Source organism: Novilysobacter viscosus, assembly GCF_046600715.1.
Lineage (GTDB): Bacteria > Pseudomonadota > Gammaproteobacteria > Xanthomonadales > Xanthomonadaceae > Lysobacter_C > Lysobacter_C viscosus.
On the sequence record NZ_JBJMAV010000012.1, the window covers coordinates 19,928 to 37,470 of the forward strand.

The window sequence follows — 17,543 nt, forward strand, 5'->3', positions numbered from 1 at the left end:
CGCCGGTTGGCCCGTTGCTCCCTTGGACGATCCCGGCGCGACCCCGCGCCGGGCAGGAACCCCCGCCATGACCCGACCGATCGACACGCCCCCCCTCCCGCGAACCGGTTTCATCGGCCTGGGCGCCATGGGCGCCCCGATGGCGCGCCACCTGCACGCGCTGGGCGCGCTGGTGGTGGTCGCCAACCGCACCCAGTCCAAGGCCGAGGCGCTGGCCGCCGAGCTTGGCGTGCGTACCGCGCGCTCGGCCGACAACTTCGCCGACTGCGACGTGGTGGCGATGTGCGTGCCGCTGGATGCGGACGTGCTGGAAAACGTCGCTTCCCTGGCCAAGGTGCTCAAGCGCGGGGCGCTGGTCATCGACCACTCGACGGTGTCGGTGCAGACCGCGCGCAAGGCCGCCGCGATGCTGGCGCTGGAAGGCATCGGATTCGTCGACGCGCCCGTGTCGGGCGGCGTGGAAGGCGCGCGCGCCGGCCGGCTGTCGATCATGGCCGGAGGCGAGGCTGCGGCCATCGAGCAGGCGCGCCCGGTACTGGAGGCGTACGCCGCCGGCATCGCGCACATGGGCGAAAGCGGTGCCGGGCAGGCCACCAAGGCGGTCAACCAGGTGCTGGTCGCCGGCATCAACGAGGCGGTGTGCGAAGGGCTTGCGCTGGGAGAGAAGCTGGGACTGGACCCCGTGCGCCTGCTGCCGACGCTGATGGCCGGGGCGGCGGCGAACTGGTTCCTGGGCAAGCGTGGAGAGACGATGCTCCGCGACGAGTTCACCCCGGGCTTCAAGTCCGCGCACATGCTCAAGGACCTGCGGATCGTGCAGCAGGTGGCACGCGAGACCGGAATCCGCACCACGGTCCTTGACCAGGCCGCCGCCGACTACGCCGAACTGGTCGAGCGCGGCCACGGCGACGCCGATACCTCCGCGCTGATCCGGCTCAAGCGGGCGCCACGGGCCGAAAGCGCGGGCTAGGGATCACGGCGAAGTAGGAGGGGGCGCCTGCCGCCGTTGCGCCAGCCATTGGCCGGCCCAGGCCCCGAGCGCGGCCACGGCCAGGCCGAGCACGATAGCCGCCGCGTTGTAGCGCAGCACGCCGCCGACGCCGCGCATCTGAGGGGGGCTGTCCGGGCCGGCAATGGCCAGCAGGGTCGCCACCACCACCACCCAGGTCAGCGCGGTCAACGCCAGCGCCACCCAGGTGAATCCGCGTCGCGCCACCCAGCCGCCAACGGCCATCGCCACGAAGGTCACCGCCAGCGTGGCCGCCGAGAACGGACCCCAGGGCGTACGCACGAACGCGTCGATGCGCCCGCCTGCCAGCGAAGCGAACAGGTCGAAGGCGAGCAGCAGGAGCATGGCGACGACACCTCCGGCGAGGACGCGGGTGTCGAGTCGGAAGGCAGGCATGCGCGGTCCCGGAGCGTGAGTGCGTCGAGTCTACGGAATGCGCGGGGGTGACGTGCAACGTGCAGGCGCGTGGCCGGCACCTGCCGCCGCCCGGAAGGCGCCGGCTCGCGCAGGCGGCTGCCGGAGGGTTGCCGCTACTACTTCACCTTGATCGCGAGCGATTCCAGGCCGCCGCCGGACAGCTTGCGCTTGGCCTCGGCCAGGTCGGTGGCGGTGCCGTACGGGCCCATCCGCACGCGGTATACGGTGGTGTCGTCGATCTGTGCCGCTTCCACCCGCGCCCCCAGCCCAAGCAGGGCGATGCGGGCCTTGAGCTCCTCGGCCTGCCCGGAGGCCTTGAACGCGCCGGCCTGCAGCAGGTAGCGGCTGCCGTCTCCGGCGCCGGCCGCGGTCGCGCTGCTGGGTGCGGTCGCCACGGAAGTCGCCGCCGCCGGGTCGGCCGGTGCGGCACGCGTGGTGTCGACGGGCTCGGGCAGCGGGTCCGCGCGCCGCGCCTGGGCATCCTGCAGGGCCTGCAGGCGCTGTTCCTCGGCGCGTTCGGTCGCGGCCAGTTCGGCATCGCTCAACGCCACTTCCTTGCCCGGCAGCAGCGTGTAGAAATCGAATTCGCGGGCCTCGGGGTCGGCCGGGGTGGCATCGTCCACCACCGGGTCGCCGGCGTCGTCGACTGTCACGTCCTCGCCGCCACTGGCCACCGGCGCGGGTTGCGCATCGGGGTTGGGGCGCGGACGGAAGAAACCGTCACCGTCGGACTTCAGCAGCCGCGGCGCCGCCAGCACCACGATCACCGTCAGCACGATGCCCAGCACCATCCACGCCCAGCCGGGCAGGCCCTGCTGGCCGGAATTGCGTCGTGCCTGGGTCTTGCCGCGTCGTGCTGCCAAGTGCATGTCCTCGTGCCGATGCCCGGACGCTGCGCGCGTACCGGGCGGAATGCCAGTCTAAGTCAATGCGTCGCGGCGCCTGCCGTGCGCAGATGAACGCGTTGCGCGCTCACATCGTTTCGGGGGCGCCCACGCCCAGCAGTGCAAGCCCGTTGGACAGGGTCTGCCGCGAGGCGTGCGCCAGTACCAGCCGCGCACTGCGCAGGCCGGCATCGTCGACCAGGAACTGGTGGTCGTTGTAGTAGCTCTGGAAGGCCTGCGCCAAATCCAGCAGGTAGGCGGCGAGCTGGTGCGGCTCGAGGTCGCGTCCCGCCGTCTCCACCACGTCCGGGTAGCGCAGCAGCGTGGCGACCAGGCCGGCGGTTTCCTCGTCATCCTCCAGCGGCCGCGACAGGCCCAGCGTCGCGTCGTAGGCCAGGCCGCGCTCGGCCAGCTGCCGCATCAGCCCGCACATGCGCGCATGCGAGACCTGCGCGTAGTACACCGGGTTGTCGAGCGACTGGCTGCGCGCCAGGTCGATGTCGAAGGTCAACTGGGAGTCAGGCTTGCGGGCCACCAGGAACCAGCGCGTCGCGTCGCGGCCCGCTTCGTCGATCAGGTCGCGCAGGGTGAGGTAACTGCCGGCGCGCTTGGACAGCTTCACCTCTTCGCCGCCACGCATCACCGTCACCATCTGGTGCAGCACGTACTCCGGCCAGCCCTGCGGGATGCCGGCGTCCAGTGCCTGCAGACCGGCGCGCACCCGCGCCAGGCTGCCGTGGTGGTCGGCGCCCAGCTCGGTGATCGCGCGCTCGTAGCCGCGCTGCCACTTGGACAGGTGGTAGGCGACGTCGGGCACGAAGTAGGTGTAGCTGCCGTCGGACTTGCGCATCACGCGGTCCTTGTCATCACCGAAATCGGTCGAACGCAGCCACAGCGCGCCGCCCTCCTCGTAGGTGTGGCCGTGGGCGACCAGCTCGCGAACGGTTTCCTCCACCTTGCTGTCCGCGTACAGCGAGGACTCCAGGAAAAACACGTCGAAGCCCACGCCGAATGCGGCCAGGTCGTCGTTCTGCTCACGGCGCAGCCAGGCCACGGCGAAGCGGCGGATGGAATCGAGGTCGCCCGCGTCCTTGGCGCCGGTGACGCCGTGGTCCCCGGACTGGACCGTCTCGCCGCGCAGGTACGCCGCGGCCACGTCCTTGATGTAGTCGCCGCGGTACCCGTCGGCGGGCCAGTCGGCGTCGTCGGGGCCTCGGCCCTGCGCGCGCGCCTGCACCGACAGGGCGAGGTTGTCGATCTGCGCGCCGGCGTCGTTGTAGTAGTACTCGCGCGCCACGTCCCAGCCGTTGGCGGCCAGCACCCGGGTGATGCAGTCGCCGATCACCGCCGCACGGCCGTGGCCGACGTGGAGCGGGCCGGTCGGGTTGGCCGACACGTACTCGACGCCGGCGCGGCGGCCGCGGCCGCTGTCGTTGCGGCCCCAGTCCTCGCCCGCCGACAGCACCTCGCCCAGTGCAGCGCGCCAGGCGCGCTCGTCGACATGGAAGTTGATGAATCCCGGGCCCGCCACTTCGGTCCGGGCGATGGCGTCGCTGGCCGGCAGCGCGTCCAGCAATGCCTGTGCGACCGCGCGTGGGTTGGATCGCGCCGGCTTGGCCAGCAGCATCGCGGCGTTGGTCGAGAAGTCACCCTGCGCGCGGCTCTTGGGGCGTTCGATCACGAAGTCGGGCGTGGCGAGGTCGGCCGGCAGTGTGCCGGCGGCGCGCAGCGCGTCGATGGCCTGCTCGACCAGGGCGCGGAGGGTGGCTTTCACGGGAGGCCTGCGGGGGTGGGGCGGAACCGCGCATTCTAACCGGCGCGGGGCGGGCTCCGATCCGTGAACCGCGCGCCCGCGCCCTCACACCCAGCCGCGCGCCGCCAGCGACACCGGTGGGCCGTCGGCGATCACGAAGTGGTCCAGCAGGCGCAGGTCCACCAGCGCCAGCGCCTGCTTGAGCCGGGCGGTGACGGCGCGGTCGGCCGCGCTGGGCTCCGGGTTGCCGCTGGGATGGTTGTGGCCGACGATCACCGCGGCCGCGTTGTGGGCCAGTGCGCGGCGCACCACCTCGCGCGGGTGCACCTCGGTGCCATCGACGGTGCCGCTGAACAGCGCTTCGTAGGCGATGACGCGGTGGCGGGTGTCCAGGAAAAGTGCCGCGAACACCTCGTGGGCGAACCCGCGCAGGCGCTGGGCGAAGTAGCGGCCGGCGGCGGCCGGGTCCGATAGCACCTCGCCCCGCTCCAGCGCCGCGTGCAGGTGGCGCTGGCCCAGCTCCAGCGCAGCGGCCAGGGTGCAGGCGCGTGCGGCGCCCAGGCCCGGCAGCGTGGCCAGCTCGGTCGCGCTCCGGTCCAGCAGCCGCCGCAGCGGCCCGTGTGCGGCCAGCAGTTCGCGCGCGGTGGTGACCGCGTCCCGTCCCCGCAGGCCCGAGCCGAGGAACAGCGCCAGCAGCTCGGCGTCCGACAGTGCGCCCGGGCCCCGGGCCAGCAGTTTTTCGCGGGGACGCTCGGATTCGGGCCAGTCGCGGATATGCATCGGTCGGTTCCACCTGGGAATGGTTCCGCGGCCCGGACGGGAGGCCAGCGGAGCCGCCATGTTCGGCCCGCGCCGGCGGTGCGGCCATCGGGAGGCACCAGGCGTTCGGGTAAGCTGACCGCCGCATTTCCGGTAGGACTTCGCCCCTTGCCATGAACGACGCGTCGACCCCTTCGCCCACCGGGCCGCTGTCGGGCCAACGCGTGCTGGTGTGCGTATGCGGTGGCATCGCCGCCTACAAGGCCGCCGAGCTGGTCCGCGGGCTGCGCAAGGCCGGCGCCCAGGTGCGGGTGGCGATGACCGACGCGGCCACCCGCTTCATCGGCGCGACCACGTTCCAGGCGCTGTCGGGCGAGCCGGTGCGCACCTCGCTGTGGGACGAGGCGGCCGAAGCGGCGATGGGCCATATCGAGTTGGCGCGCTGGCCCACCGTCGTCGTCGTCGCCCCGGCCACCGCGAATACGCTTGCCAAGCTGGCCCACGGGCTGGCCGACGACCTGGTCAGCACCCTGTGCCTGGCCACCGACGCGCCGATCGCCGTGGCCCCGGCGATGAACCGCCTGATGTGGGCGCACCCGGCAACCCGGGCCAATATGGACACGCTGCGGGGCCGCGGCGTGCTGGTGCTGGGTCCGGATGCCGGTGAGCAGGCGTGCGGCGAAGTCGGCGAGGGGCGCATGGTGGAGCCGGGGGCGATCCTGGCCGCGCTTGCCGGCGAATCCGCGTGACCCATGCCGGTGCCCGTCCGCTGGCCGGCCTGAAGGTGCTGGTCAGCGCTGGCCCGACCTTCGAGGACATCGACCCGGTGCGCTTCATCGGCAACCGCAGCAGCGGCAAGATGGGGTTCGCGGTGGCCGCGGCGGCCCGAGGGCGCGGCGCCGAGGTGGTGCTGGTGGCCGGCCCGGTGTCGCTGCCGACCCCCCGCGGCGTGCAGCGCATCGATGTGCGCTCGGCGCGTGAGATGCACGGCGCGGTGATCGCCCAGTTGCCCTGCGACATCTACATCGGCGCGGCAGCGGTGGCCGACTACACCCCGCGCGAGGTCGCACCGGGCAAGCTCAAGAAGCAGCCGGGGCAGGAGACGCTGACGCTGGAACTGGTGCGCACGCCCGACATCCTTGCCGATGTGGCAGCGCACGCGTCGCGGCCGCGGCTGGTGGTGGGATTCGCCGCCGAGACCGACCGCGTCGAGCACTACGCCCGGGGCAAGCGGGCCGCCAAGGGGATCGATCTGATCGCCGCCAACCGCGTTGGCGTCCCCGGCAGCGGTTTCGAAAGCGACGACAACGCACTGACCGTGTACTGGGACGGTGGCGAGCGCGCACTGGGACCCGCATCGAAGACCGAGCTGGCCCGGTTGTTGCTGGATCTGGTGGTCGAGCTGACACCAACAGTGGACTCGGGCCACGGATGACACGGATTCAGTCGGATCAATGGACTACCGTGGCCCCAGGACGATGGCTGCCCGCCCCCGATTGCAGGCGGTCGCACCGAGCCGGTCCCGCCCCGTCCGCGCAATCCGTGGCAAACCCATTCCCAGCGCGAAGGAACCCGCGTCCAATGCACCATACCCTCCAGCTGAAGATCCTCGATGCGCGCTTCGGCGCGGACTGGCCGCTGCCGGCCTATGCGACCGAGGCCAGCGCGGGACTGGACCTGCGCGCCGCGCTCGACCAGGCCCTGACCCTGGCGCCGGGCGATACCGCGCTGGTGCCTTCGGGCCTGGCGATCCACCTGGGCGACCCGACCCTGTGCGCGGTGATCCTTCCGCGCTCGGGCCTGGGTCACAAGCACGGTATCGTCCTTGGCAACGGCACCGGGCTGATCGACGCCGATTACCAGGGCCCTCTGATGATCAGCCTGTGGAATCGTGGGCAGGAGGCTTTTACGATGCAGCCGGGGGATCGCATCGCTCAGCTGGTCGTACTGCCCATCGTCAGGGCGGCGCTCGAGGTGGTCGATGAGTTCGAAGCCAGTGCACGCGGGGCGGGTGGATTCGGCCATACCGGTGTGCGCTGACACCGCGGGACAGTGTTTGGAGCCGTAGACATGGTGGACTTGAAGATCGAACGGCCGCAGGTTTCGCTGGAGCAGCTCCGGCCACTGCGCCCGGTGGTGATCGCGCTGGGGCTGCTGCTGGCGGCCTGGCTGGCCTACAGCGCGTGGCAGCAGAACCATGACGGCAGCCGTAGAAGCGCCCTGGTGACTGCCCGCGATGTCGCCGCGCAGTCGCTGGGCAGCGCGCTGTCCAACCAGAAGAAGCGGCTGTCGACGCAGATGGCCGACCCCGCGTTCGTCGCGGCGGTAAAGGCCGGCGCGTTCGAGCGCGCCGCGGCGCAGCTGACCGAAGGCTGGCCCGGGGCGGAGGACGGCATGGTCGTCACGCCCGACCTCGAGGCGGCCTACGCCGCACTGGATGAAGCCAGCCCCGGTGGCTATGGCCGGTTGGCCGCGCTGGAGTCGGCGCTGGCGGCAGGCGACACGGTGGTCTGGGTGACGGGTGGCGCCGCCGCGCCCCGGGTCGCGTTGGCGGCCCCGGTGGTGGACCAACGCAACGAACCGGTTGCCGTCGCGCTGGCGCACCTGCCGTTGGAACGCCTGGCGGCCGGGTTCGACGCCACCCCACTGGGGGATGGTCGCTACCTGGCCCTGCGCCAGGGCAGCCACAGCGTGCTGGAACGGGGCGACGCAACGCTCGCCAACGGCGCGGAGGTGCTGGCGGTGCCGGTGCCCGGCAGCGAACTGAGGGTTGCCGCCGCGGTGCCTCCGGCCCCCGGCAGTCCGTTTGGCCTGGGGCTGGTCGGCACCCTGGCGCTGGCGGCGGTCGCGCTGCTGCTGGCGCTGCTGGCCTGGCGCCCGCCGCAGCTCAAGCGTGCCGCCGCCGGCGAGGCTGTCCCGGAAGAGTCCGAACAGACCCTGGCCGAAAGCCTGCAGGCCGAACCGACGCCCGCAAGGAAGCAGCCTGCGGTCCAGCCGCAGGTGACGCCCACCACGCTGGAAGGCACGCCCGTCGCCATTGACCGCGGCATTTTCCGCGCCTACGACATCCGCGGCATCGTCGGACAGAGCCTGGACGCGGGCGTGGCCGAGCTGATCGGCCACGCCATCGGTTCGCTGATGCATGAGAAGGGCCTGGTCGACATCGTCGTCGGCCGCGACGGGCGCCTGTCGGGCCCGGACCTGGTCAACGGCCTGCTGACCGGGCTGCGCCGGGCCGGTCGCAACGTCGTTGACATCGGCCTGGCGCCCACGCCGCTGATCTACTTCGGCGCCTACCACCTCAACGCCGGATCCTGCGTGTCGGTGACCGGCAGCCACAACCCGCCCGACTACAACGGTTTCAAGGTCGTGGTCGGCGGCGAGACGCTCTCGGGCGACGCCATCCTAGACCTGTATGCCCGCATCGCCGAGGACCGCCTGCACACCGCCGACGCGCCGGGTGGGCTTGAATCGCGCGACATCAGTGAGGACTACGTCCAGCGCGTGGCGGCCGACGTTCAGATCGACAGGCCGCTGAAGGTGGTGGTGGATGCCGGCAACGGCGTGGCCGGCGAACTGGGCCCGCGCGTGCTCGCCGCGATCGGCGCCGAGGTCACGCCGCTGTACTGCGAGATCGACGGCACCTTCCCGAACCACCACCCCGACCCCAGCGAGCCGGAGAACCTGGCCGACCTGATCAAGATGGTGGCGCGGCTGGACGCGGACCTGGGGCTGGCATTCGACGGCGACGGCGACCGCCTGGGCGTGGTCACGCGCGATGGCCAGAACATCTTCCCCGACCGCCTGCTGATGCTGTTCGCCGCCGACGTGCTGGAGCGCAACCCGGGCGCGATGATCATCTACGACGTCAAGTGCACCGGGCGCCTGCCCGGCCACATCCTGCGACACGGCGGCAGCCCGCTGATGTGGAAGACCGGCCATTCACTGATCAAGGCCAAGATGCGCGAGACGGATGCGGAACTGGCGGGCGAGATGAGCGGCCACTTCTTCTTCAAGGAGCGCTGGTACGGCTTCGACGACGGCATCTACGCGGCGGCGCGCCTGCTCGAGATCCTCGCCGCCCGCCCGCAGAGCGCCAGCGAACAGCTCTCCGCGCTGCCCGATGGCGTGGCCACTGCCGAGATCAAGGTCGAGCCGCCCGACGGCAACCCGCACGCGTTCGTGGAGCGCTTCGTGGACCAGGCCCGTTTCGAAGGGGCTCGGCTGTCGACCATCGACGGCCTGCGCGTGGACTGGCCGGACGGCTGGGGCCTGGTCCGTGCCTCCAACACCACCCCGGTGCTGGTGATGCGGTTCGATGCCGACAGCAACGAGGCCATGGCACGGATCAAGGCCGACTTCCGTGCGCAGATCCTGGCACTGGATCCCGACCTGGCATTGCCGTTCTAGTCCAGACGGTTGGGCGCCGCCCGCATCCACAGGGGTGGCGCAGCGCACCGGTCTGAAGGCGGCGTCGGAGGGACCGTGCGGTGGGCGCCGGCGTTGTGCGGCCAGGGGCGGGTATCAGCCCCCGGTGGCTGCTTCGTCGCCCGCGGTCATGTCGCGATAGCGCTCCAGCGCCGTGGTGAGGTCGCCTTCGACCTCGCGCCGGTTGCGCCTGTGCTCCACCAGGAGGGCCTGCTGGCGCATCAGTTCCTCGTGCTGGGTGCGAATGGTGGCGGCCAGATCGCGGGGCACCTTTTCGCCCGCCAGCTCGACCTGCCCGGCCCGGCGCAACAGGCTGACCAGGCTCTGGCGCAGTCCCTTGATGCCGTAAAGCGAGGCCTGCACGGTCTCCTCCATCAGCGTGATGCGGTGCTGGAAGGCGCGTCGCAGCTCGGCCTCGCTGTTGTAGGACTCGACCATGGCGATGTCGCGCCGCTGCGCCGCTTCACGGGCCGCGGCGTCGATGGCGGCCTGGCGTGCGGCGGCCTCCGCGGCCAAGCGCTCCTCAGGCGTCAGCGCCCGTGACATGCGCGCGGTCGGCAGGCCGCTGCGCGCGCTGATCTCGGTGCGGGCGCTGTCGACCGCGTCGGCGGGCAACGCGTCGCCGCACACGCGTCGGCCGTTCTCGTCCCAGCAGTACAGCTTCTTCGAAGGCTTCGGGGCCTGGGCCAGCCCCGCTGCCGGCGCGATGAGCGCCAGAAAGAGTGTTGCGCCCAGTGCCGTGCGTGCAATCGTCATGTCGCCTCCGGTCGTCCCTGATTGATCGTATTGGCCATCCCGAGGGAGTAAAGCAAGAGTCGGGCCAGCGGCAGGCCCGCCGCGTCAGCCGGTGCCGTACCGGTGCCGGTACGCCTGCAGGGCATCGCGCTGGGCGTGCATGTCGGCGTGGCCGGCGGCAAAGGACAGCAGGTCGTCGAGCCGGGCCACGGCCACGACCGGCAGTCCGTGTTGATCCGTGACAGTTTCTGCCGCCGAGCGTCGTGGCGACGTCGAATGCACGGGCGGCTCGCCGACGATTTCCTGGCGGTCCAGCGCGATGGCGATCCCGGCCACCGTGCCGCCGGCATCGCCGATGATCGCCAGCGCCTCGCGGATGGCGGTGCCGGCGGTAATGACGTCATCCACCACCAGCACCCGACGGCCGTCCAGCGGCGCGCCGATCAGCTGGCCACCCTCGCCGTGGGCCTTGGCCTCCTTGCGGTTGAACGCCACCGGCAGGTCGCGGCCGCGGCGGGCGTATTCACAGGCCAGCGCCGTGGCCAGTGGAATGCCCTTGTAGGCGGGCCCGAACAGCACGTCGAACTCAAGCCCGGCCGCGTCGATGGCATCGGCATAGCACGCGGCCAGGCCCGCCAGAGCGGCGCCGGAGTCGAAACGGCCGGCGTTGAAGAAGTAGGGGCTGGACCGGCCGGACTTCAACGTGAACTCGCCGAAGCGCAGGGCCTTTGCGTCCAGCGCCAGCGTGAGGAAACGGGTGCGGTGGTCGGTCATCCGGGGTGGGCCGTCAGGAAGGCTGAACGGACGGCGCGAACGCCGTCGCGGGGATCGCCATGATAGGCCAGCGCCCGCCGCACCGGTCGCGGGCGCGTTGTTATGATCGCCCGACCCCCGACGCGGAACCTGCATGCGCATCATCAGCTTCAACGCCAACGGCCTGCGCTCGGCCGCCCGCAAGGGCTTCTTCGAGTGGTTCGCCGGCCAGGATGCCGACGTGCTCTGCGTGCAGGAGACCAAGGCGCAGGAACACCAGCTGGCCGGGCCGGAATTCCTTCCGGAGGGGTACCGCGCGTTCTTCCGCGACGCGGTGACGAAGAAGGGCTACAGCGGCGTGGCGATCTACGCCCGGCGCGAACCCGACGAAGTTCGCACCGAGTTGGGCTGGGCGCCCTTCGACGATGAGGGGCGCTACATCGAGGCCCGCTTCGGCAACCTGTCGGTGGTGTCGTTCTACATCCCCTCGGGTTCGTCGGGCGAGCTGCGCCAGGGCTTCAAGTTCGAAGTCATGGACTGGCTCAAGCCCATCCTCGACGGCTGGCGGGCCAGCGGTCGCCAGTACGTGCTGTGCGGGGACTGGAACATCGTGCGCAGCCGCATGGATATCAGGAACTGGACCCCCAACCAGAAGAACTCCGGCTGCCTGCCGCCCGAGCGCGCCTGGCTCAACGGCCAGCTGCATGCCGATGGCGGCAGCGACGGCACCGATGCCTGCGCGGATGGCTGGGTCGACGCCTACCGCGCGCTGCATGCCGACGGCCAGGACTACACCTGGTGGAGCAACCGCGGCGCCGCGCGCGCCAACAACGTCGGCTGGCGCATCGACTACCAGCTGGTGACGCCCGGCCTGCGCGGGCGCCTGAAGCGGTGCTCGGTCGAGCGTGAGCCCCGCTTCTCCGACCATGCCCCGTTCACCGTCGATTACGCGGGGGCACTGGGCTGATGGCGACCCCAACCCCTCCGGCCGCCTCCGCTCCAGCGGCCACGCCCGCATCCACGTCCTACAAGGGCTGGCGCGGCATCCGCCGTGCGTTCGGCACCCCTTCGGCGATGACCATGCTGATGCTGGGCTTCGGCTCGGGCCTGCCGTTCCTGCTGATCGCGTCGATGACGCTGTCCACCCGGCTGCGCGACTCCGGGCTGGACCTGGGCAGCATCGGCCTGATCAGCCTGGCAAGCTTCTTCTACCTGCTGAAGTTCCTGTGGGCGCCGCTGATCGACCGTTACGCGTTCCCCCTGACCGCGTTCCTGGGCCGGCGGCGCTCGTGGCTGCTGGTGTCGCAGGTGGTCGTGGCCCTGGGCCTGGTGGCATTGGCGATGACCCGCCCCGAGCTGGGGGTCGGCCCCTTGGTGATGTGGGTGCTGGTGGCTTCGTTCGCCGGCGCCACCCAGGATGCGGCGGTGGATGCGTACCGCATCGAGATCGCACCGGTGAAGGCCCAGGCCGCGCTCGCGGCGACCTACACGCTGGGCTACCGGATCGGGCTGATCCTGGCCGGCGCCGGCGCCCTGTACCTGGCCGAGTTCCTGGGCTGGCGCGAGGCGTACCTGGCGATGGCGGCGCTGATGCTACTGCCGATCATCACCACCCTGGTCTGCCGCGAGCCGGTGGCGCCGGAGTCGACGGTCGAGCGGCGCATCGATTTCGTGGGCGCGTTCTGGCAGCCGTTCTCCAGTTTCTTTTCCACCAACGGGCTGCTGCTGGGCCTGGCGCTGCTGCTGTTCGTCGGCCTGTTCAAGTTCCCCGACCAGGTGATCGGGGTGATGGCCGGCCCCTTCTACCTCGACTCGGGCTACACCAAGGCCGACATCGCCACGGTGTCCAAGCTCTATGGCGTCTGGATGGGGATTGCCGGCGCGTTCCTGGGTGGCATCGCCGTGGCCGCGTTCGGCTTCCGCCGGATGCTGTTCCTGGCCGCGATCGGGGTGGCGTTGTCGAACATCGCGTTCGTGCTGATGGCGCAGTTCCCGTCGGAGATCTGGGCGTTCTACGCCGCCATCAGTGCCGACAACCTGTTCCAGGGCTTCGCCGGGGTGGTGCTTGTCGCGTTCATGTCCTCGCTCACCGACCGCAATTTCACCGCGACCCAATACGCCCTGCTGGTATCGCTGGCCAACCTGCCGGGCAAGTTCGTCGGCGGCGTATCGGGCTTCATCGTCGAGGCGACCTCGTACGTGACCTTCTTCGTCCTCAGTGCGCTGACCGTGGTGCCGACACTGCTGTTGCTTGCGTGGCTATGGCGGCGCATCCGCGAGCCCGTGCCCGAAGCCCCGACCGCGGCTGAGCCACTGGCGTGAACGAGCTGACCCTGCGCGACGTCGGCCCACTGCTGCTGGAGCGCATCCAGCGGGTGGCCGATGCGCGGGGTTGGACCCGGCAGCACGCACTCATGCACATGCTGGAAACGGGCCTGTTCGAGTGCGAAGCCGAGCTGGCGTCCCGGCTGACCGACAGCGATTCCATGGCGCTGCAGGCCGCGATCGCCGCGATGGAGGTGATCCCCGACGATCCGGGCTTCGGCCGCATCGGCCGCGCCGAGCCGGTCAAGCCCAGGACCCAGCCCGACCAGTCGATCCGTCCCGACATGCGGCCCGACCGGCCCGTCCGGCCGCCCGGTCAGGACGCCGGGTAGACGACGCCCAGCACCCGCGGCCCGGTCGCGCCGGTAACCGACGGCAGGTTGCCGGGGCGTTCCAGGAGCGCCTGCCGCGCAAGCCACGCGAACGCCGCGGCTTCGACGAAGTCCGGGTCCAGCCCGTGACGCGCCGTGGAATCGATGGCAACGCCCGGCAGCCGGGCGCCGATCCGGTCCAGCAGCCGCGCGTTTCGTACCCCGCCCCCACAGGCCAGCAGCCGGCGCGTGCCCGGCTGGTGGACGAGCAGGGCATCGGCGATGGTCGCAGCGCTCAGCTCCAGCAATGTCGCCTGCACATCCTCGGCGCGCTCGTCGCCCCGCAGGTGCCGTCGCACCCAGTCGAGGTGGAAATGCTCGCGACCGGTGCTCTTGGGCGGCGCCAGCGCAAACCACGTGTCGGACGCGAGGCGCTCCAGCAGGGCGGCGTCCACCGTGCCCGTCGACGCCCAGCCCCCGTCCGCGTCGAACGCGTGCCCGAGATGGTGCTCGCACCAGGCGTCCATCAGTGCATTGGCCGGGCCGGTGTCGAATCCGCGCACCGCGCCCTGCCGCGGCAGCAGGGTGAAGTTGGCGATGCCGCCCAGGTTGAGCACCGCGCGATCCTCGTCGGGCGCGTGCAGCTGTGCGGCATGGAAGGCCGGCACCAGCGGCGCGCCGTGGCCACCGGCTGCCACGTCGCGACGGCGGAAGTCGGCCACGGTGGTGATTCCGCTGCGCTCGGCGATGACGTGGCCATCGCCCAGCTGCACGGTGAAGGGGTGGCGGCCATCGAACCGTGCACCACCGGGCCGGTGGCGCAGGGTCTGGCCATGCGACCCGATCGCACGCACGTGCGCCGCGGTCAGCCCGGCCTCGCCCACCAGCGCCACCGCGGCCTCGGCGAAGGCCTCCCCCAGGCGCGTATCCAGCGTGCCAAGTTCATCCAGCGAATCCAGCGCGCCGCCCTGGCCCAAGGCAACCAGCCGGCTGCGCAGGTCGCCATCCCACGGTGAGGTGCGCGCATGGACCACCTCGCAGACAAGAGCCCCGTCCGCACCGTCTTCCAGCCGGACCAGCGCGGCGTCGATGCCGTCGGCGCTGGTGCCGGAGATCAGTCCGAGGTAGAGGCCCGATCCAACGAAAAACCCGCCTGGTCCAGGCGGGTCGTCGTCGTGTGGCGGCCGTGGTGCGGTGGCCATCAAGCCATCAGGCCTTGGGGCGTGTGGCTGCGTCCGGGTTCGCCTTGCGCGCCGGTCCCGCCTGCGCGAGGCGGACGTTCTCGATGCGCTCGAGCTGTGCCAGGGCGGGCGCGACCTGGGCGCGGAAGGCGATCAATTCGGCGCCCTTCAGCGGCTCGGGCGGCGGCATGGTCACCGACAGCGGATTGCGATGCACGCCGTTGATGCGGAATTCGTAGTGCAGGTGCGGGCCGGTCGAAAGCCCGGAGCTGCCCACGAAGCCGATGGTCTCGCCCTGGCGCACCTGCTGGCCGGCCTTGTACTTGCCGAAGCGGGACATGTGCGCGTACAGCGTGGTGTGTCCGCGGCCGTGGTCGAGGATCACGGTGCGGCCGTAGCCGCCCCGCCAGCCGGCGAACTGCACGCGTGCATCGCCGGCGGCCATGATCGGCGTGCCCGAGGACGCGCCGTAGTCCACGCCCTTGTGCATGCGCACCTTGCCCTTGATCGGGTGGCGCCGGGAGCCGAACCCGGAGGTCAACCGCGCGTACGGGATCGGCATGCGGATGAAGCTCTTCTTCAGCGGCCGGCCTTCCTGGGTGAAGTACTCGGCCTTGCCGTCGCGCTCGAAGCGGAAGCCGGCAAAGGTCTTGCCGCCGGTGGAGAAGGTGGCCGCACGGATCGCACCGGTGCCGATGCGCTCGCCTTCGCGCCAGATCTCGTCGTACACCACGCTGAAGCGGTCGCCCTTCTGCGTGTCCTTGAAGTCGATGTCGTACTGGAATATCTGGTCGGTCATCGTCGCGATCGCCGCCGGGGACAGCCCCGCCTTGCGCGCGGCGACATAGAGCGAACTGTGGATCTCGCCGCTGGCGACCTGGGTGCGGACCTGGGTCGGTCGCTCGGTCACGGTTTCATGGATGGCATCGGCGCCGATGCGCAGCTCCACCCGCTGGTCGTCGCCACGGTCGAAGCGGATCGCACGCAACGTGCCGTCTACCGGCAGGTCGAACGCGAGTTCGGCGCCGGGGCGCAGCCGGGTCAGCGCCTCGCGGGTACCGGGGTGCTCCAGGATGCGGTACATCGTCGTGGGTGGGATATCCAGCGACTCGAACAGTGCGCCCAACGTCTGGCCGCGTTCGACCGTCACCACTTCCCAGCTGTCCACCGGCGCGCGCTTGCGCGACATCGACAGAGGCGGCAACGCCAGCGCCATGGATTGGCGGGGCGTGTGCTGGGGATAGCCGACGGGTGCATCGAAGCCCGGCACGATTGACGCCATCAGCATGCCGATGGTGGCAACCAGGCTGGCCTGGGCCCACTGGCGCCGGGTCCAGCGACCATTGAAGCCATCAGAGATGTGGTTGGCCAGGACCGGCCGCTTCAACGAGGCCTCGCGCAGGGACTGCAGGCGCTCGCGCCTCGAGGGCACGGGCGGTGCGGTTCCGGAATCAGGCGTCGTCATGCATTGTCCCCCTGCGCACTGGGTGTGAAGGCTGCGTAGCGGGGTTACCATAGTGACGCGAGCAACGTGCGTCAAACCCTTGAGCTGAATAGGATTTTTACCGCGCTGCCGGTTTAACCCCGTCTTAACTCCATTCACGTCCGGCGTCGCATTTCAGCGCCGCGCATTGCACCTGGAAGCCCCCGTGTCCGTCCAAGAATCCCTCGACCTGATCGGCCGCGGCGCCGATGAAATGCTCAAGGCCGACGAGCTGCGCCAGCGGCTGGCGTCAGGCCGGCCGCTGCGGATCAAGGCCGGCTTCGACCCCACCGCCCCCGACCTGCACCTGGGCCACACGGTGCTGCTCAACAAGATGCGGCAGTTCCAGGACCTCGGCCACGAGGTGACGTTCCTGATCGGGGACTTCACCGGGATGATCGGCGACCCGACCGGCAAGAACGCGACACGCAAGCCGCTGACGCGTGAAGACGTGGAGGCCAATGCCCGGACGTATTCGGAGCAGGTGTTCAAGGTGCTCGACCGCGAACGCACCCGGGTGCGGTTCAATTCCGAGTGGTTCGGTGCAATGGGCGCGGCCGACATGGTGCGGTTGGCGTCGACCCATACGGTGGCGCGCATGCTCGAACGCGACGACTTCGCCAAGCGCTACGGGTCGCAACAGCCGATCGCGATCCACGAGTTCCTGTACCCGCTGGTGCAGGGCTATGACTCGGTGGCGCTGGAGGCGGACGTCGAACTCGGCGGCACCGACCAGAAGTTCAACCTGCTGATGGGCCGCGCGCTGCAGGAGCACCACGGTCAACCGCCCCAGGTGGTGCTGACCATGCCGCTGCTGGAGGGCCTGGACGGGGTGAACAAGATGAGCAAATCGCTGGGCAACTACATCGGTATCAACGAGCCTGCAATCGACATCGTCACCAAGACCATGAAGGTCGACGACGCGCTGATGTGGCGGTGGATCGAACTGCTCAGCTTCGACATCACGATGGGCGAGGCGTCGGCCTTGCGCCGGGACATCGAAGAGGGCGCGCTCAACCCGCGCGACCTCAAGCTGCGCCTGGCGCGTGAGCTGGCAGCGCGGTTCCATGGCATGCCGGCCGCCGAGCAGGCGGTGGCCGGCTGGAACGCAGCCGTGCGCGGCCAGGGTGATACCGCACAACTGCCTTTGACCGACGTCCCGGTGCCGGCAGAGGGCCTGCGCATCGGCGCGCTGCTGACCGCCGCAGGCCTGACACCCAGCAATTCCGAGGCGGGGCGCAAGTTGCGCGAAGGCGCGGTGCGTATCGACGGCGAGGTGGTTGAAGACGCCCAGCGCACGTTGGCACCGGGCTTCGAGGGCGTGCTCGCAGTGGGCAAACGCACGTTCGCGCGCGTTCGCCTGGTGGTTGGCTGAATCGTTCCGCATCCCGCATAGCGAATTCCTTCCACCCCCTTCCCAAGCGTGAAGCGCATGTGCACAATGCGCGGCCCTGTTGAGGGGGCGGCCTTTGGGGGCGGCCCTGAACGGGTGGGATCTGCAGCAG

At 70.6% G+C, this 17,543-nt stretch carries 15 protein-coding genes and 1 pseudogene; 8 read left to right on the top strand and 8 right to left on the bottom strand.

Annotated elements, in window-relative coordinates; translation table 11 throughout:
- Positions 1–67 precede the first annotated feature (67 nt).
- Positions 68–970: an NAD(P)-dependent oxidoreductase gene (locus tag ACJQWL_RS13440; RefSeq protein ID WP_330969952.1), complete on the top strand. Its 903-nt coding sequence runs from the start codon at positions 68–70 to the stop codon at positions 968–970.
- A 3-nt stretch (positions 971–973) separates the two neighbouring features.
- Here the strand turns inward: ACJQWL_RS13440 and ACJQWL_RS13445 are convergent, their stop codons facing one another.
- The 4 genes from ACJQWL_RS13445 to radC all read right to left on the bottom strand — a co-directional run bounded on the left by ACJQWL_RS13445 (position 974) and on the right by radC (position 4,843).
- Complete coding sequence (locus ACJQWL_RS13445) at positions 974–1,405, bottom strand: hypothetical protein (RefSeq protein ID WP_330969951.1); 432 nt, start codon at positions 1,403–1,405, stop codon at positions 974–976.
- A 137-nt stretch (positions 1,406–1,542) separates the two neighbouring features.
- Positions 1,543–2,289: an SPOR domain-containing protein gene (locus ACJQWL_RS13450; RefSeq protein ID WP_411300958.1), complete on the bottom strand. Its 747-nt coding sequence runs from the start codon at positions 2,287–2,289 to the stop codon at positions 1,543–1,545.
- A 109-nt stretch (positions 2,290–2,398) separates the two neighbouring features.
- Entirely contained in the window at positions 2,399–4,084 is a 1,686-nt protein-coding gene (gene argS / locus ACJQWL_RS13455; protein WP_330969999.1) for an arginine--tRNA ligase, read from the bottom strand.
- Between the two features lie 84 nt (positions 4,085–4,168).
- Positions 4,169–4,843 carry a RadC family protein gene (gene radC, locus ACJQWL_RS13460; RefSeq protein ID WP_411300959.1) on the bottom strand — a complete coding sequence of 225 codons (675 nt, stop codon included), beginning with the start codon at positions 4,841–4,843 and terminating at the stop codon, positions 4,169–4,171.
- Positions 4,844–4,995: 152 nt separating this feature from the next.
- On the opposite strand from radC, the pseudogene coaBC reads away from it, so the two are divergent.
- The 3 genes and pseudogenes from coaBC to ACJQWL_RS13475 all read left to right on the top strand — a co-directional run bounded on the left by coaBC (position 4,996) and on the right by ACJQWL_RS13475 (position 9,232).
- Positions 4,996–6,257: pseudogene (gene coaBC / locus ACJQWL_RS13465) on the top strand (bifunctional phosphopantothenoylcysteine decarboxylase/phosphopantothenate--cysteine ligase CoaBC).
- A gap of 146 nt (positions 6,258–6,403) precedes the next feature.
- Entirely contained in the window at positions 6,404–6,862 is a 459-nt protein-coding gene (gene dut / locus ACJQWL_RS13470; protein WP_330969811.1) for a dUTP diphosphatase, read from the top strand.
- 30 nt (positions 6,863–6,892) lie between these two features.
- Complete coding sequence (locus ACJQWL_RS13475; protein WP_330969810.1) at positions 6,893–9,232, top strand: phosphomannomutase/phosphoglucomutase; 2,340 nt, start codon at positions 6,893–6,895, stop codon at positions 9,230–9,232.
- 114 nt (positions 9,233–9,346) lie between these two features.
- Here the strand turns inward: ACJQWL_RS13475 and ACJQWL_RS13480 are convergent, their stop codons facing one another.
- Together ACJQWL_RS13480 and pyrE are read right to left on the bottom strand one after the other, a co-directional pair.
- Entirely contained in the window at positions 9,347–10,006 is a 660-nt protein-coding gene (locus ACJQWL_RS13480) for a hypothetical protein (protein ID WP_330969809.1), read from the bottom strand.
- Between the two features lie 84 nt (positions 10,007–10,090).
- Positions 10,091–10,759 (bottom strand): orotate phosphoribosyltransferase, encoded by a 669-nt coding sequence (pyrE, locus tag ACJQWL_RS13485; protein ID WP_330969808.1) that lies wholly within the window; start codon positions 10,757–10,759, stop codon positions 10,091–10,093.
- 133 nt (positions 10,760–10,892) lie between these two features.
- Here pyrE and ACJQWL_RS13490 point away from each other — a divergent pair, with 133 nt between their 5' ends.
- Genes ACJQWL_RS13490 through ACJQWL_RS13500 form a run of 3 tightly spaced genes read left to right on the top strand, consistent with a single transcriptional unit; the run spans position 10,893 to position 13,395 of the window.
- Positions 10,893–11,705 (top strand): exodeoxyribonuclease III, encoded by an 813-nt coding sequence (locus ACJQWL_RS13490; RefSeq protein WP_330969807.1) that lies wholly within the window; start codon positions 10,893–10,895, stop codon positions 11,703–11,705.
- Positions 11,705–13,060, top strand: a complete 1,356-nt coding sequence (locus ACJQWL_RS13495) for an AmpG family muropeptide MFS transporter (protein ID WP_330969806.1) — start codon at positions 11,705–11,707, stop codon at positions 13,058–13,060. Before ACJQWL_RS13490 ends, ACJQWL_RS13495 begins: the two co-directional genes overlap by 1 nt.
- A complete protein-coding gene (locus ACJQWL_RS13500) occupies positions 13,057–13,395 on the top strand; it encodes a hypothetical protein (protein WP_330969805.1) in 339 nt (112 codons plus the stop codon). Before ACJQWL_RS13495 ends, ACJQWL_RS13500 begins: the two co-directional genes overlap by 4 nt.
- Here ACJQWL_RS13500 and ACJQWL_RS13505 read toward each other — a convergent pair.
- Positions 13,380–14,576 (bottom strand): anhydro-N-acetylmuramic acid kinase, encoded by a 1,197-nt coding sequence (locus ACJQWL_RS13505; RefSeq protein WP_330969804.1) that lies wholly within the window; start codon positions 14,574–14,576, stop codon positions 13,380–13,382. The genes ACJQWL_RS13500 and ACJQWL_RS13505 overlap by 16 nt on opposite strands.
- Positions 14,577–14,583: 7 nt before the next feature.
- Positions 14,584–16,020, bottom strand: a complete 1,437-nt coding sequence (locus ACJQWL_RS13510) for a peptidoglycan DD-metalloendopeptidase family protein (RefSeq protein ID WP_330969803.1) — start codon at positions 16,018–16,020, stop codon at positions 14,584–14,586.
- A 184-nt stretch (positions 16,021–16,204) separates the two neighbouring features.
- Here ACJQWL_RS13510 and tyrS point away from each other — a divergent pair, with 184 nt between their 5' ends.
- The gene (gene tyrS / locus ACJQWL_RS13515; RefSeq protein ID WP_330969802.1) at positions 16,205–17,413 is read left to right on the top strand and encodes a tyrosine--tRNA ligase; all 1,209 of its coding nucleotides are present in this window, start codon (positions 16,205–16,207) and stop codon (positions 17,411–17,413) included.
- The last annotated feature ends 130 nt before the right edge of the window (positions 17,414–17,543 follow it).